The following is a 17,428-nucleotide window of genomic DNA, read 5'->3' as shown; positions in this document are numbered from 1 at the left end:
CGTTTTCAGTTTCATTCTGTCCGAAGGGAGTTTACAGGGTTTGACACTGCCGCCCTGAAGGCATGATAGCTTATCGTTACCATCGCTACCAATACGGCACACACACCTGCATAAATAAATACACCCGGGGTAATCGCCGTTCTGTAGGCAAACCCGTTCAACCACCCCGTCATTACATATAAGGCAACAGGTATTGCAATAACATTGGCAATAAGCACCAGCAGCACAAATTCTGTTGCCAGCAGCCGGACAATCCGGACAGCTCCCGCACCCAGTACTTTCCGGATACCGATTTCCTTGGTTTTCACCTGCGCCGTATAAGCGGCCAATCCCAATAATCCAAGACAGGAAATAAATACGGCAACCGCGGCAAATAAACTAAATATAAGCTCCTGCCGCTGCTCCTTCAGGTAAAGTTTGTTATAGCTGTCATCCAGGAATTCATACCGGAAAGGAATATCATTGCTGTACTGCTTCCATACAGCCTGGGCTGCCGCGATTGCTTTTGCGGCATCGGCTCCGGTAGTTTTTACATACAAACGCCAGCAATTCTCCGGTTTAAACTGGAAAACGGCAGGTTCTATTTTATCATGCACGGATGAAAAATGAAAATCCTTCACCACCCCTATAATGGTTCCGTTAACCGTTTGGATCCGCAGCCGCTTCCCAATCGGATCTTTTAATCCCATTTCCCGCATCGCCGTTTCATTGATCAGAAAATGTGTGCTATCAGCAACGGCCCCGGAAAAATTCTTGCCTTCAGCCAGCTTCATCTTAAAAAAACCGATGGTGGTCTCATCGGCGAATACCTGACTAAACCAGGTATTCGATTTTGCAGGTTTCCCATCCCAGTCATTATCGCCGGTAGCGCTTCCCCCATTTACCATATCCCTTCCCACTCCGGCTACAGCCACTATTGCCTTGTTCTTCAGCAATTCATTCTTAACAGCCCCGGCATGGTTCTGCATTTCCGGCCGCATACCAAATGAAAAAATATGTTCTTTGTCGTAGCCGAGACTTCTATTCCGGATATAGCTGAGCTGACTCCCGATAATCATAGTGCCAACAATCAGGATAATGGAAACTGAAAACTGCAGTACTACCAGCACTCTTCTAAAGGTCCGGTTTCCCAGGTGTGTCATTATTTTTCCTTTAAGTACATTCAACGGTTTAAACGAAGAGAGCAACAATGCCGGATATATACTGGCTGCGGCAAGCGTACCCAGCAGCACCGCCAGTATCCACCACCACACGGTTTTATCCCACAGATGGAACACCAGCTGCTTACCCGAAAGCTGGTTAAAATAAGGAAGCAGCAAGTAGATCAGAAAAAATGCCAGTACGGCAGCGATCGCAAACAACAAAATAGTTTCGATCATGAACTGCAGGAATAACTGCAGCCTCCCGGCTCCAACGATCTTACGCATTCCTACCTCCTTTGCCCGCAGCATCGACCGGGCTGTGGATAGATTGACATAGTTGATACATGCTACTACCAGGATCAACAGGGCAACGATCGCAAACATTCTTACAGCAGCGATGCCGCCGTCACTCCCATCCATATTATACAAATGCATTCTACCAAGCGGCTGTGCTATATAAGGAACCGGTTTGTCATCCGGTTTATTGCGTTCATGGATAGCCTGTAATTTCTTTTCGATCATCGCCCGGTCGGCATTTGGCTGCAGCAGCAGGTAGGTAGCAAAGCCGAAGTTCGACCAGTCCGCATTCATAGAAGGGACCACCGTTTTCCCGTCATAAGTGGTTTGCCGTCTGACATAACCCAGTTCGTTAAACCTTGCGATAGGCAGCAACACCTTATATTGAAAAGAAGAATTTTCCGGGTAATCGCGGATCACCCCGGTCACCTTACATTGCTCATCCTGCCCCATGGTGACCACTTTCCCTATCGGATCTTCATTTCCGAAATAGCGGCGCGCGGTTGATTCCGTAATTACCAGCGAATTGATATCGGGAAAGGGATTATTCGGGTTCCCGCGTATCAGGCCGAAATCAAATACTGAAAAATAAGAGGGGTCCGTAAAGGCAAAATTATTCTCAATAAATACCTTATCCTTATACTTAAAGGGGGCATCCCCAATATTCATGATCCGCACGCCGTCCTGCACCTCCGGTAGTTCATTCTTTGCAAAAAAAGCCACAGGGGCAATAATGTGGGTAAAGATCTGCTTGCTGATGCCCGTCCCCCCTTCTATCCCGATCCGGTAAATATTTTTTTCATTCTTATGCGCCCGGTCAAAGCTCAGTTCATCCCGGACCCACAGCAATAAAAAAACGCCTACTGCAAGACCGATGGTCAATCCCCCGATATTAATGGTGGCATAAAATTTATTCCCGCATATATTCCGCCAGGCCGTTCTGAAATAATTTTTAAACATAATGCAATTATTTAGTGATCCTTATTCCATTACTTTATTCTCCCTACAGAAATTCTACGACATGAATGCCGGCTGATCTCCGTCTTTACTCCGTTCTCAGGCTTTTTACAGGACTGGCCATAGCTGCACGAAAAGCTTTATAGGACACCGACAGGAATGCAATGAGCAGCGCCAGGCCCACCCCCGCAAGAAAGAAGCCTGCATGCAGCGGGATCCGGTATACAAAGTCATCCAGCCAGGTCCGCATCATATACCAGGCTGCGGGAGCCGCCAGCAGAAACGAGATGCCGATCAGTACAAGGAATTCTTTTGAAAGCAACAGCACCAGGCCAGGTGTAGAAGCACCAAGCACTTTACGAATGCCGACCTCCTTGGTCTTTTGTACCACCATGAATGATACCAGTCCGTAAAGACCCAGGCAGGCAATCAGGATGGCAAGACCCGAAAAGATCTTATAGAGCAGGGATAACTGGGTATCCTGCTGATAAAACCGTTCGATATTTTCATCCAGAAAGACCGCATTATAGGCATACTCGGGGTAATACTGTTTCCATACCTCTTCTATTTTGTCTTTTGCTGCATTGAGATTGGAAGCATGCAGCTTTATGCCCACCTGGCCATATAACTGTTTCTGCGTAGTAATAAACATCGGCTTTACTTCCTGTTTCAGTGAATTGGCCTTAAAATCCTTTACCACGCCGGTGATCACATTCCAGTTGCTGCTTCCTATCTTTAAGGTCTTTCCCACCGCGTCTTTCATGTTTTTAACACCCAGCATTTTCGCCATTGTTTCATTGATCAGTCCTTCTTTTATAGTATCGCTGGCGCTGTAATTACCCCCTGCAAGGAAAGCCATTTTATACGTATTCACATAACCGGTATCCGCAAATTTCAGGTGTGCCTGAAATGATTCATCTGGCCTGTGATCAAATGCAAAATTGGTGGAAGAATTATTATCGGAGGTCGGGGCATCCGACTGAAAAGACAGCTGTTCTACCCCCTGTACGTTCTTCAGCGCTGCAGCAAAGGACTCCTGCCGTGCCAGGCTGACACTGTCCGTGCTACCGTTCAGCAGCAGGATGGCATCCTTGTTAAAGCCCAGATCTGCCTTGCGGATAAAATCCATTTGTGTTACTGCCACGATCGTGCCCACCATTAATACCTGTGTGATGGCAAACTGAAATACCACCAGCACCTTCCTTACCGAAAAGCCGCCGCTTTTTAAGGCAACCACCTTCTGGTTGAAGACCGAAGCCGGCTTAAAACCCGAAAAGATCAGGGCCGGATAAAGTCCGGCGAAAAAAGCGACTATCAGCCCGATGGCCAGTAATAAGCCCAGGTTAGCGCCATTTGCCAATGTCAGAACTTCCTGTATCGAAGCAATATGCTTTATATGGGGTAGTGCGACCCAGGCCAGTAAAAATGCGGCCAGCACGGCGATCAGTACCAGCAGCGCCGTTTCCCCCATCATCTGCCAGAAGATCTGTTTACGGTTGCCGCCCAGCACTTTCCTTACTCCCATTTCCTTAGACCTCGTAATGCCCCGCACGGTAGCAAGATTTACAAAATTGATGCCCGCCATCAGCAAAATAAATACTGCGATCAAAGAAAGAGTAACCAGGGTGGCGCGGGAGGTGCGATGGTCTCCGAATGTCTCGTACCTGGAATTAAAATGCAGGTCGGAAAGCGGCTGCAATGTATTGCTCTTGGTGGAAGTGCCACCTCTGTTCTGCCGGTTGTACTGCTCTTTGCTGAATTGAACCAATTGTTTATTCACCATCTCCTCCGAAATACCGGGTGGTAATTTAACATAAACCTGAAAATTACTGGATACACAACCCCAGCACTCTTCATTATAATAATAAAGACCTGGGTTTTGTTTGATGGTTTTCATGGAGATCAGCACATGCAATGGAAAATCCGTATTTCCAACAGGGTCTTCAATAATACCTGCTACTTTTAAAAGGATACCATGATCCAGCTTTAGCATTTTCCCCAGGCTTTTTTCTTCTTCCTTAAAATATTTTCTTGCTACAGAACGGCTGAGCACTACGGTATTCGGGGCATCCAGTACTGCTGCATTCCCATTCAGCCACCGTGTCTGAAACAGGTCAAAAAACTGGGGCTCACAAAAGAAAATGCCGGTCGTTTCAATAAAAGCAGTTTCACCGCCTTTTTCATCCGGCACATTGACAGCGCTTTGATAGGTGGCATTAATAGCACTAAAAGTGAGGTTGGGGAACTGCGCACGCAGATGTTTCAGCGTAGGCACGGGTACTCCCGAATTATAAGTAACCCCGTCGGAAAATTTATCCTGTGTTACCACGCGGTAGATCCGGTCATAGTCTGGCTGTGCCCGGTCATAGCTCCGCTCATACCGCACTACGATAAAAAGCAGCAATGCCGCCGCCATACCAATGGCCAGGCCCGTTATATTAATAAACGAAAACGTCTTTTTCTGAATAATGTTCCGCCATGCGATTTTAAAATAATTCCTGAACATCGGCTTCTTATTTAAAGATGGTTGATAAGGATACTTTTTTATTACTCGGTCCGGAGAGAGCGTACCGGGTTGGCTACCGCTGCACGAAGGGTATTTAACCCAACCACTATCAGTGCCAGCAGCAACACCATTACTCCCACCGCTGCAAATACCAGTATGCTGATATCAATATGATACGTATATTTTTCAAGCCATTGATGCATCAGCCACCAGGTAAGCGGAACAGCAATGACAAATGCGATGAGCACCAGTTTCAGGAATTCATGGGATATCAGCAACAGCACCTGGCTGATGGTGGCGCCCAGTACTTTCCGGATACCGATCTCCCGGAACCGCTTCTCTACCGTATAGGCGGCCAGGCCTCCGAGACCCATGCAGCAGATAAAAATGGCCAGGCCGGCAAAAATGTTTGTGACCCTGCTGATCAGTTCCTCTCCCATGAACTTTCTGCCAAACTCTGCATCGGCAAACTGGTATTCAAAAGGATAAGCCGGATTGTATTTTTTAAATACCCCCTCTATTGAGGATAAGGCATTTCTCAGCGGCATTTTATCAGCAATACGCAGACTGATAACGCCCGTTGAGCGTGGGTTATAAAAGGTCAACATCGGGTCTACCGGCTGAAATGGTGATTCCATAATTACATTTCCGGTAACACCGATCACGTTATATTTTTCATCACCAAAACGCATTTCCATCCCGATGGGATGTTCCAGGTTCATCGCTTCCACAGCGGCTTTATTGAGCAGCACCGAAGCGGAATCTGAGGGCCTGCCTGCAAAATCATGACCCTGTAAAATATCGATCCCCATTGTTTTTGTAAAGTCCACGTCCGTCCGTATGCCGGAGATAATCACATTCAGGTCCGCAGGCTTTCCATTCCAGTCCGGCGCCCCGGATTTCCACCAGATCTGTGTGATCGGTGAACTGGACCTGGTAACGGAACTAACTGCCCGGGATTGCAATAATTCCTGTTTTATCACCTCAAAATTCTTTTCCGTTTCCTCTGTTCCGGTGATCATGACCAGGTTATGTGCATCATAACCGGTTTTCCGGTCCTTTATGTGCCGGATCTGCTGATAAACAATGACGGTTGCAGAAATAAGCAGCATGGAGATCACAAACTGGAACACTACAAGTATATGTCGCGGCAGTGCTGTTTTACGCCCGGAAACAAAAACGCCTTTCAATACTTTCACCGGCCGGAATGAGGAGAGGTATAAAGCCGGATAACTACCCGCGAGGATCCCCGTTATTATTATAATAGCCAGGCTTCCCAGCCAGAATGCCGGCTCCCCGAATTCAAGGGTCAGTTCTTTGTTCACCAGCTGGTTAAAAAAAGGCAACAACAGCAATACCATACCAACAGCCACCGCAAAGGCGATCAGCACCAGCAGCATGGACTCTGAAAAAAACTGAAGTACCAGTTTTAACTTACTTGATCCAAGTGTCTTCCGGATACCCACCTCCCTGGACCGCCGCTCAGAACGTGCAGTGGAAAGATTCATAAAGTTCACACAGGCAATGAGCAGGATGATACCGGCAATGATGATAAACAGCCGCACATATTCGATCATTCCTCCTACGTTTTTGCCTTCTTTAAACTCGTCGTACAGATGCCAGCGCTTCATCGGAAAGGTAAAATAGCTGCTTATTCTATCTCCGGGATCGTGTTGTTTCTTTACCCGGTCAATGATCCGGTCCACCTGCTTCATATCCGCTCCGGGCGTGGTTTGTACATACACGCGCCAGCTTGATCCGTTCCAGTTCTCCATCATTTGTTTGGTATCGGGGTCATTGTAATTAAACGGTCTCAGGAAATCAAACTGAAAGGCAGAATTTCCCGGGGGATCCGCGACCACGGCCGTTACTTTTACATCCCGTTTCTCCTCAGCGATCCTTATTGTTTTATTGACCGGATCGGCATTCCCAAACAATGCTTTTGCTGCAGACTGTGTAAGCACGATGGAAGCGGGATCCAGAAGCGCCTGTGCAGGATTTCCCCTGAGGAATGTCCAGGAAAAAATATCAAAAAAGTGATCCCCGACCGTCATACCTTCTTTTCGGAGCTTGGCATCATTTACGTTCAGCAGCAGGTCATAGCCCTGGGTAGTGACTGTCGCATTTTTTATCTGCGGACCGGCATGCTGCAATTCACGGGCCATCGGCAGCACCATATTATAATCCGTAAACACCCGGTTCTTAAAATCGCGGTTGGCAACCACCATATGAATATTGTCATAATTCTTATGAAACCGGTCATATGTCAGCTCGTCCCGCACCCAGAGCAGGATCAACAGGGTTGCAGACATACTGATGGAGAGTCCCAGTAAGTTAACGAACATAAATCCCTTATTCCGGACCAGGTTCCGCCAGGCGGTTTTGATATAGATTTTTATCATTTATTTTATCAGATTTGAGATATGAGCCCCGATAGCTATCGGGGTGAGATTTGAGACCTGAGATTTCAGCTATAAGACCTGATTCACTTTTCACTGTTTCCCATTCACTATTCCGATCGCAGCGCCTTTACCGGATTGGCCAGCGCAGCTTTTATTGCCTGGAAGCTGATGGTAAGGAAGGCCACCAGCACTGCCGCCAGGCCGGCTGAAGCAAACATCCACCAGGCAATATTAACGCGATAGGCAAACGCCCCCAGCCATTTATTCATCCCCAGCCAGGCGACCGGCAACGCGATCAGAAATGCGATCAATACCAATTTTAAAAAACCTGCAGATAACAACATCACAATATTTGAAACACCCGCTCCTAAAACTTTCCGGACGCCTATTTCTTTTGTGCGCTGAAGGGTGCTGTACAGGGAAAGTCCCAGCAATCCCAGACAGGAAATAAAAACAGCGAGGAGCGCAAAATTGAAGAACAGATCACCAAAGCGGTCTTCCGCATGATATTGTTCATCAAAGAATTTATCCAGAAATGCATACTCAAACGGCCGGTTGGGAATGGCCTGCCGCCACCGGTGCTCTATTCCCCTGATGGTTTCCTTGATATTTTCGGGGGAAAGCTTAATGGAAATGATCGTAAAAGCGCCCTTATCATAGCGCATGGTTAAAGGTTTTATCTGCTGTTGCAGCGACTGGTAGTGAAAATCTTTCAGCACACCGACAATCGTTCCTTTACTTCCCCATTGGCTGAAGTTTTTACCAACCGCTTCTTTCGGAACCGTATATCCCAGCGAACGGGCAGCGGTCTCATTAATAAGCATCGCCTGAGTGCTGTCCGTTCCCAAATCCGCTGAAAGTCCCCGCCCGGCAACGAGCCGTAGCTGGTATTGCCGGACATAGTCGAAGTCAATAAAATTAAGATCCATATTGGTCTTCTGCATTTCCCCGCTCTTGTTTTCCAGCTCGGAATAGGCCGAGGTATTCCCTCCTCCCGGTATAAATGCTGAATAGCAACTGGAGACAACACCCCTGACCGTCGCCAGCGATTGTTTAAAGGCATCTTTATTCTTATCAAAATTCGTATTGATAAAAATAGTCTGCTCCCTGTTAAAGCCGAGCTGCTGGTTGCGCATGTATTTCAATTGTGTATAGACCACAATAGTGCCGACGATCAGTACGATGGAGATCACAAACTGGAACACAACCAGCCCTTTTCTAAGTAACAGGCGTTGTGTACCGGTTGCCTGCTGCCCCTTTAATACATTCACAGGTTTAAAGGAAGATAGAACAAAAGAAGGATACATACCCGCGGCCACGCCAACGCCTACAGAAAGAAGGAACAGCTGAAAAATCCGCCAGGGGTTAAAGAAAGCAGTTGCGCCGATCGTCTTCCCAGCAAGCTGATTAAATACCGGCAGCAGCAGCGTCGACAAAAGCAGCGAAAACAGGAAGGACATTAGAGAGATCATTACCGACTCTCCCATAAATTGCCGGGCCAGTTGGGCTCTTCCGGCACCTGCTACTTTTCTGATGCCCACTTCCTTTGCGCGCTCGGCGCTGCGCGCCGTTGTAAGGTTTATAAAATTAACACAGGCGATCAGCAGGATAAAAACAGCGATAACTGAAAATATATATACATTATTGATATTCCCTGATACAAACCCATCTCTTTTTGACCTGAGATAGACATCATGCAGCGGTTCCAGGCTCAGATAGTCCTGCATTTGCAATTCCTTCGCCTGCTTGCCATGATGAAACTCCATGAACCCAGGGAATTTTAACGCCAGTTTTTCCGGGTCCGTCCCGGGTGTCAATTGTAAATACGTATAAAACCCGTGATTGGTCCACTCACTGTCAGCGGTTGGGGCACCATAGATCTGTTTAAATGATGACATGGAGACGAACAGGTCTGCTTTTATCTGCGAATTTTCCGGCAGGTCTTTCATCACACCGGTTATAGTCGAAGGGATCGCAGCCCCGGTCAGCAGCAGGTGTTGCCCCAGCGGATCTGCATTACCGAAATATTTTTTTGCTGTTGTTTGCGAAATAACAATACTCATCGGTTCCTTCAAGGCCGTTTTCCGGTCTCCGGAAACAAGCGGAAAATCAAATACACCGAATAAAGCGGAATCTGCAAGTACGGTTCTTTTTTCCTGAAAAAACACATCCCCTTTCCGCACCAGGTATTCATCACGAGCCAGCCGGACGGCTTCCTCAATCTCCGGGAAATCGCGTTTCAGATTGATGGCAACGGGTGCTGAAGTAAGGCCCTGTGTTGTAATCGTCTCTGATGGTGTTTTAACATCCGCCACTATGCGGTAAATCCGGTCTGCCTTTGAATGAAAATTATCATAGCTCAATTCAAAGCTTACATATATATAAATGATAAAACAGGCGGTCATCCCAACAGCCAATCCAATAATATTGATCAGCGAAAATGCCTTGTTGCGTACAAGGCCTCTCCATGCTGTTTTAATATAGTTTTTGATCATTTATTTTTGCTTGAGAGTTGATTCCGGGATTTGAGCCCCGATAGCTATCGGGGTGAGATCTGAGACCTGAGCTTTCAGCTATCCGCCTGATTCACTTTTCACTGTTTCCCATTCACTATTCCGATCGCAGCGCCTTTACCGGGTTGGCCAGCGCAGCTTTGAAGGATTGCACACTGATCGTCAGCAGGGTGATAAAGGCCGCTCCGGCCGCTGCAGCCACGAAGATCCACCAGGGCACGGGAGCACGGTAGCTGTAATGCTGCAGCCAGCTGTGCACACTATACCAGCCCAATGGGATTGCAATAAGGATGGATACAGCGATAAGGACGGCAAAATCCCTTGACAATAATTTCCATAAGCTGAACACGGAAGCCCCCAATACTTTGCGTACACCGATTTCCTTGATGCGCTGCTCCGCCATAAAGGACGCCATACCGAACAATCCCAGGCAACTGATAAAAACGGCCAGCAATGCAAAGCCCCCCCCGAGTTTTCCAAAGCGCTCCTCATCTCCGAATTTTCTGTTATACGCTTCGTCGATAAACTGGTAATGGAACGCTTTGTCCGGTGCATATTGTTTGCTAACGGACTCCAGCTGTTTCACCGCCGCTGCAGCGCTCTGGTCGGGGCGGATACGGGCGACCAGGAAATCCATATTGTTCTGATCAATACTAAAAATCGTTGGCCTTGCGTCTGTATACGGCGATTCCATAATCAGATCCCTTACCACACCAATAACTGTTAGAGGGTCTCCCTCCCAGGTAATAACCGTTCCCACAGGTGTTTTCAATCCCATAAAACGCACTGCTGCTTCATTTAAGATCACCGAGGCTGAATCAGAAGGACGATCAGCAGAAAAATCCCTGCCCGCGGCAAACTCCCATCCTACCGTCTTTCCGTATTCCCGGCTCATATTCTGAACGCCAAACTCCCCGGTGACACCGGCCTCCTTACCGGGCCAGTCGATTCCTGTGGTACTGTTATTGATGCCGGTAGGCAGACTGCTGACAGTAGCTATTGAAGAAAAAAGATTCGTATTCAGCAAGGATTGCCGGACGGATGAAAAGTGATTTACTAGTTCCGGGGAAGTAATATCAATTGCTACCAATCCTTGCTGATCATATCCCAGCGGACGGTCTTTTGCAAACCGGATCTGCCGGAACACCATCAGGGTGCCGATAATCAGCACTATTGAAACCGTAAACTGAACAACAACAAGTACCCTGCGTTGCGCACCCGCTGCACCACCGGCGCGGAATGTTCCCTTAAGTACTTTTACAGGATTGAAAGATGAGAGATAAAGTGCGGGATAAATACCCGCCAGCAGACCGGTGATCAGACAAAATACAAGACCGCAAACCCAGAACCAGGGCTGCCCCCAGATCACCGGCATTGTTCTGCCGGCAATAATGTTAAAATAAGGGATCGCCACACTCACCAGGATCAGGCTAAGACCAAAGGCCAGGAACACATAAAGAAAAGATTCGCAAAAAAATTGCTGCACCAACTGCCACCGGAAGGATCCCACTGTTTTTCTGACACCTACCTCCCTCGCCCGTTTTACGCTGCGGGCTGTGCTGAGGTTCATAAAATTGATGCAGGCCAGCAGCAAAACGAAAAAGCCGATGATCCCGAACAGCCATACATATTGTATACGACCGCCATCATTGATCCCGTTATTAAAACGCTCATACAGGTACCAGCGGTCCATCGGATGCAGGAATAACTGCGGGTTTTGTTTTGCCAGCCGTTCGTTTACATGCCGCAGCCGCACGTCTTTGATCAGTGCGGACACCTGTGCAACGGTTTCATTTTCTTTTAACCGCACATAGGTCTCAAAAGCATTGGGACGCCAGGGATCCGCAGCCGTTCTTACCCATTCCGTATTATTAAAAAACAATTTCCAGGGAGCAATGAACTGAATGTCTCCCAGATCCGAATTCAGCGGCAGGTCTTTGTACACGCCGGTTACCGTTAGCCGTAAGCTGTCTGCAAATGTTACAGTTCTTCCTACCACCTTCGTGTTACCAAACAAGGAACGTGCTGCTGATTCAGAAAGCAGCAACGAATGGATGGTTTTCAATTCATCCCGGCGGCCCTCCTTCATCTCCAGTCCAAGAAGAGAGCCGATCCCTTCTTCAAAAAAGCCCCCCTGCATTGCTATCTTCTTATCACCTATGGTAAAAGTGCCGCCACTGTGCGTTTGTGCGACCACTACCTCTTCAAATTTATCGCCATATTCCCTGCGAAGGACCTCTGCTAACGGATAAGGTGTCACATTATTGGTTTCTACAACGCTTCGATTGGTTTTATTCTGCATTATCCTTGCAATCCGCTTATGATTGGGAATGCCTTTATTGAACGAAAGCTCATTCCATATCCAGATACCGATCAATATCACCACAGCCATCCCGATCGCCAGCCCCACGATATTGAGGGTCGCGAATAATCTTCCTTTTTTTAGATTCCTCCAGGCTGTCTTTATATAATTTCTGATCATTGTTTTCAGATTTCAGATTCGAGAATTGAGAATTGAGATTCGGGAACTGAGAATTGGGTGTGCTGTCATCTTCCTCATCTGTTCATTTTATCCGCTGTCACCATTTCACTTTTCAGCATTCATCATACTACTCCGAGCGTAAGGCTCGTACCGGGTTCGCTACTGCGGCCTTTAGTGCCTGGAAGCTGATCGTTACAATAGTAATAACGAGCGCCAGCACTGCCGCTGCCACAAATACCCACAACCCGATATTGATCCGGTAATTGTATTGCTGCAACCAGTCGTTCAGAAAATAATAGGCTACCGGCGACGCCAGCACGCAACTGACCAGTACCAGCAACAGGAAATCTCCTGACAACAAGACCCATATCTGTATTATTGATGCACCCAGCACTTTCCGGATACCGATCTCTTTTGTACGCTGCTCTGCAATATAGGCAGCAAGACCAAACAGCCCGAGACAGGATATAAAGATGGCCAATGCGGCAAATATGCCTGACAGTTTACCAATCAGCAGCTCCAGCCGGAACTTACCGGCGTAGTTGTCGTCTTCAAACTGATATTGATAGGGGAATGCGGGACTATATTTATTAAATATTCTGTTTAGCTGCATAATAGCTTCCTGCGTACCAATACCGGGGGCAAGTCTGTACAACAGGATCTCCCGGGGCTCCGGACTTATGGCAAACATCGTGGGATCCGGCGGGGCAAAAGGTGATAACATCAGTGCATCCTTTACCACTCCAATGATGCGGTAATCCTTATCATCCACTTTTATGGATTGGCCCACAGGATCTTTCAGCCCCAGCCGTCTGACAGCAGCTTCATTAAAGATAACACTGGCCGTATCAGTTGAATTTGCAAAATCACGCCCCTCGCCGATCTTCATTCCGAGCGTTGAAAAGTAATTCTCCCCTGTAATGATCGTTCCCATTTCCACCGTCTCACCTGCGTGCTTTCCCGGCCAGTAATCGATATCCCTATGCCAGTATATATTTGTGGCGGGACTGCTGGCGCTGGTAATCCCCTCCACAATTCCGTTTTGCAGCAATTCGTTTTTAAGGGCAGTAAAATTTTTTTCAAGATCGGCATTGCTGTTCGTCAGCATCAGCCGGCTGAGCTGGTATCCGTTGGGCCGGTCCTTTGCGTGCTGTACCTGTTTGTAAATAACAAGGGTACTAATTACTAATGCGATGGAGCAGCTGAATTGCAGCACTACCAGTACCTTCCGGGAAAGTGAACCGCCTCTGCCGGATCTCGCTCCTCCCTTCAATACCTTTACGGGCTGAAAACCGGAAAGATAAAATGCCGGTCTGCTACCCGCAATCACAGCGGTCACCACCACGCACCCCAGCATGATCATCCAGAAATACCCGTTAAAAAAGGGAATAAAAATAGCGCCTCCTGTAAGCGCGTTGAACGGACGTTGCATTACCTGTACCAGCACCAGTGCCAGTATAAATGCCAGTGCTGTTAACAGAAAAGATTCCGTCAGGAATTGAAATATCAGATCTTTCCGGCGGGAACCGATGGCCTTTCTGACACCGACTTCCCGTGCTCTTTTTTCCGATCGTGCTGTCGTGAGATTTATAAAATTGATACAGGCGATGAGCAGCACCAGCATGCCGATAATACTGAACATCTGTACATACAACAGAAAGCCCGGTGTATCCTGACCGTTTACATAGTTGGAATACAGATGCCAGTTACGCAGCGGCTGCAGGGTAACATAAGAGTTCATCGCATTTCTGTTATTCTTCTCTGTGTGTTCTATCTCCCTTATTTTGGGATATACCGTCTCATATGAAATACCCGGTCGTAATTTTACAAAGATCTGGTAACCGTTGTTGCCGAAGCTTCCCGTCCTTTGTTGTTGCAGGCCCGGTTGGGTCTGCTCCATATATGCGAATGGCACAAGGTAATTAAAACGGAGGGTAGTGTTCGCAGGAAGGTCTTTTAATATTCCTGTAACCCGGAGGTCGTGTTCATTATCAAACCGCACCAGTTTGTTCATGGGATCTTCGTTACCAAAGAGCGCTTTTGCAGTAGATGCAGTAAGTACAATAGAATACGCGTCTTTAAACACCGTGTTGGCGGCACCCTGCAGCAGTGGAAACTGAAACATCTTCAGGAAATCGGAGCCGGTCTGTCCCCCTTCAAGATACAGCTTTTTATCCCCCACCATTAACCCATGCGGCCCCATCCAGTCGCTCTCCGCTACATATTCTATTTCGGGAACCTGGTTCCGGAGTGCATCCGCCAGTTTTAATGAAGTGGTGAGGAAGGTGAGCGTATCCCCGTTACTGTCGAAATTCCGCTGCACCCGGTATAACCGGTCATAGTCCGGAAGGAATTTATTATAGCTGTATTGTTCATATACCCAAAGACCGATCAGCAAGGCAACAGCCATTCCTGTAGCCAGACCGAGTATATTAAGGATACTGTATCCAAGTGTCCTTGTGATATTTCTCCAGGCGGTCTTTATGTAGTTTTTGATCATTTATTTTTCAGATTTGAGAATTCAGTTATCAGCCTGTTTTCTTTCACTATCGCCATTCTATTCAGAACGCAAGGCCTTCACCGGATTGGCCAGTGCTGCCCTGACCGATTGAAAACTAATGGTGATAAGAGCCACCGTTAACACCAATAAACCGGCAATAAGGAACATCCACCAATCGATGCTGATACGGTAAGCAAAATCCTGCAGCCACTGGTTCATAACCCACCATGCAAAAGGTGTTGCTATTGCCAATGCGATCAATACAAGTTTTACAAAATCCTTTGAAAGCAGTACTGCGAGTTGCCCCACACCGGCACCCAATACTTTCCGGACACCGATCTCTTTTGTACGCTGCTCCGCCATAAAAGCGGATAATGCGAAAAGACCCAGACAGGCGATCAGGATGGCAAGAATGGCAAAACTGCTGAAGATATTTCCCATCCGCTGTACATCCGCATACATACTGGCAAAATTCTCATCCAGGAAGGTATAGCGTATGGGCTGGTTGGGTGCAAATTTTTTCCAGACAGCAGTAAGGGAAGCGATCGTATTCTTCAGATCTGCAGGGTTTATTTTAACAGCCACTATGGATGAAGCATTAAACCGGCCCATGGCCAGGCATAATGGTTCAACATGCTGGCGCATCGTTTCAAAATTAAAATCCTTTACCACTCCGATCACCGTAAATGTTTCCCATCCGTTCGTAATGCGTTGTCCTACAGCCGGGCTTTTCAGCCCCAGCGCCTTCACCATTGCTTCATTGATGACTGCCGAGGCCGTATCGGAAGCCATCTCTTTTGAAAAATCGCGGCCGGAGGCCATCTTCATCCCCATTGTTTTTATATAATCAACATCCACATACCATTTTTGACCGCCAACAGCTGCATCTTCCTTTGTTCTGCCCTCCTTAAAAAATGGGTTCCCGTCTCTTTTGGTACCGGCAACGGGTAAGTAATCGCTTATCGAAACATGTTTTACCTGCGCCACATTCAGCAGTTCATTTTTCAATCCCGGTAAGGTGGTTTTAGGATCCAGCGTTCCCGTTCCCTGTAACAGCAATACCTGGTCTTTGTCGAAGCCCGCATTCCTGTTCAGAAGGTAATGCGTTTGCCGGTAAACCACTACTGTGCACACAATCAATGCCACGGATGTTGCAAACTGGAACACCACCAGCCCATTTCTTAAAAAAGAGCTTTTGCTTCCACCGGCCAGTTCGCCCTTCAACACCTTCACCGGTTTGAAAGCCGATAAATAAAATGCCGGATAAAGCCCTGCTGCAAAACCCACTGCCACAGCACCCAAAACCAGCGATGGCAGCAGCCACCATGCCTTCCAGGGAATGACCAGCGACTTTGCTGCTACCTGGTTAAAATAAGGCAACAATAATACTGTCAGCAGGATGCCCAAAACAAACGATGCAAAACTATAAAGGATGGATTCTGTAAGAAACTGCTGCATCAGTCCGCGGCGGCGGGACCCTACCACTTTACGCAGTCCTACTTCTTTCGCCCTGTTAGCCGACCGTGCGGTTGAAAGATTAATAAAATTAATACAGGCAATAACCAGTATAAAACAGGCAACGGCGCCAAACAGCCATACAAAACGGATATCACCTTTCGATTGCCAGTCGTCGATATCAACCGATCTCAAATGTACATCAGCAACCGGCTGCAATAAAATATGAACATCTTTTATTATACCCTCGGGATCCTTTACACCGGCACTTCTTAAAACGGGCAGGTAATACCTGTTCAGTATCAGTTTAAGTTTATTTTGAAGTGCCGCAGCATTGGTACCTTTCTTCAGCAGGGTGTAAACCCCATAATTACTGGAAGCCCACTGCGTTTGTTCTCCCGGCCAAAGCTCATGCCCGGTAAGTGTAAGCAGAAAACGGAACGGGAAATGTGAGGTGACCGGGAAATCCTGTATCACCCCTCCGACCCTGTAGATCCGGTCTTTGTTCTCGTTCAGGATCATTGTTTTTCCTACAGGATTCTGATCAGGGAAATATTTATCCGCCATCGATTTTGTGATCACCATCGTATTCGGTTCCGCCAGGGCGGTGGCCCTGTTTCCATACACCATCGGGAGCTTTAATATATCCAGCAAACCCTGATCTGCATAGGCGAACCTGCCTTCATAAGTATTCTGCAGTATATCTGTAGGCCGTATCTGGTTACTGCCGGCGCCGTCAAAAAGTGCACTGGGCATTATGCGGGCCGTATTTTCCACTTCGGGAAAATCACTCTTTATCACTTTTGCCATGGGTGGTGGAAACGACCATCCCTTTCCCACTTTTCCATTGTCTTTGAATTGCGCAACCAAACGATAAATGCGATCCGTATCCGGGTAGCTGCGGTCGTAACTCAGCTCATCCCTGATAAACAGGGCGATCAGCAAACACGCGGTAATGCTCAGCGCAAAACCGCCGATCTTAATAGCAGCATACATCTTCTGCTTTTTTAATTGCCGCCAGGCAATTTTGAAGTCATTTATGAACATCAGCCTGTTATTTTAAACTATTTCTGGAGTTGCACGACTATCAGTTTTATCCAACGATGATGCCGCAAATTCAAAACTCTAATAATCAGCAAATTAAAAAAAGGAACCAATTTCAAAATGTACGTTT

7 protein-coding genes are annotated in these 17,428 nt (G+C 47.3%); all 7 read right to left on the bottom strand.

Going from position 1 to position 17,428, the window contains the following annotated elements; translation table 11 throughout:
- Window positions 1-11: 11 nt before the first annotated feature.
- Window positions 12-2,399 carry an ABC transporter permease gene (locus K7B07_RS21375; protein WP_223712578.1) on the bottom strand — a complete coding sequence of 796 codons (2,388 nt, stop codon included), beginning with the start codon at window positions 2,397-2,399 and terminating at the stop codon, window positions 12-14.
- Between the two features lie 85 nt (window positions 2,400-2,484).
- A complete protein-coding gene (locus tag K7B07_RS21370) occupies window positions 2,485-4,902 on the bottom strand; it encodes an ABC transporter permease (protein ID WP_223712577.1) in 2,418 nt (805 codons plus the stop codon).
- Window positions 4,903-4,943: 41 nt separating this feature from the next.
- Window positions 4,944-7,304: an ABC transporter permease gene (locus tag K7B07_RS21365; RefSeq protein WP_223712576.1), complete on the bottom strand. Its 2,361-nt coding sequence runs from the start codon at window positions 7,302-7,304 to the stop codon at window positions 4,944-4,946.
- 107 nt (window positions 7,305-7,411) lie between these two features.
- On the bottom strand, window positions 7,412-9,799 hold the full coding sequence (locus tag K7B07_RS21360; RefSeq protein ID WP_223712575.1) for an ABC transporter permease: 2,388 nt from the start codon (window positions 9,797-9,799) through the stop codon (window positions 7,412-7,414).
- A 115-nt stretch (window positions 9,800-9,914) separates the two neighbouring features.
- On the bottom strand, window positions 9,915-12,299 hold the full coding sequence (locus K7B07_RS21355) for an ABC transporter permease (RefSeq protein WP_223712574.1): 2,385 nt from the start codon (window positions 12,297-12,299) through the stop codon (window positions 9,915-9,917).
- Between the two features lie 127 nt (window positions 12,300-12,426).
- The gene (locus K7B07_RS21350) at window positions 12,427-14,799 is read right to left on the bottom strand and encodes an ABC transporter permease (RefSeq protein WP_223712573.1); all 2,373 of its coding nucleotides are present in this window, start codon (window positions 14,797-14,799) and stop codon (window positions 12,427-12,429) included.
- 57 nt (window positions 14,800-14,856) lie between these two features.
- Window positions 14,857-17,301: an ABC transporter permease gene (locus K7B07_RS21345; protein WP_223712572.1), complete on the bottom strand. Its 2,445-nt coding sequence runs from the start codon at window positions 17,299-17,301 to the stop codon at window positions 14,857-14,859.
- Between the last annotated feature and the right edge of the window lie 127 nt (window positions 17,302-17,428).

Source organism: Niabella beijingensis (assembly GCF_020034665.1).
Lineage (GTDB): Bacteria > Bacteroidota > Bacteroidia > Chitinophagales > Chitinophagaceae > Niabella > Niabella beijingensis.
Note: the sequence above shows the minus strand (reverse complement) of the source record. Positions and strands in the feature narration are given on the sequence as shown.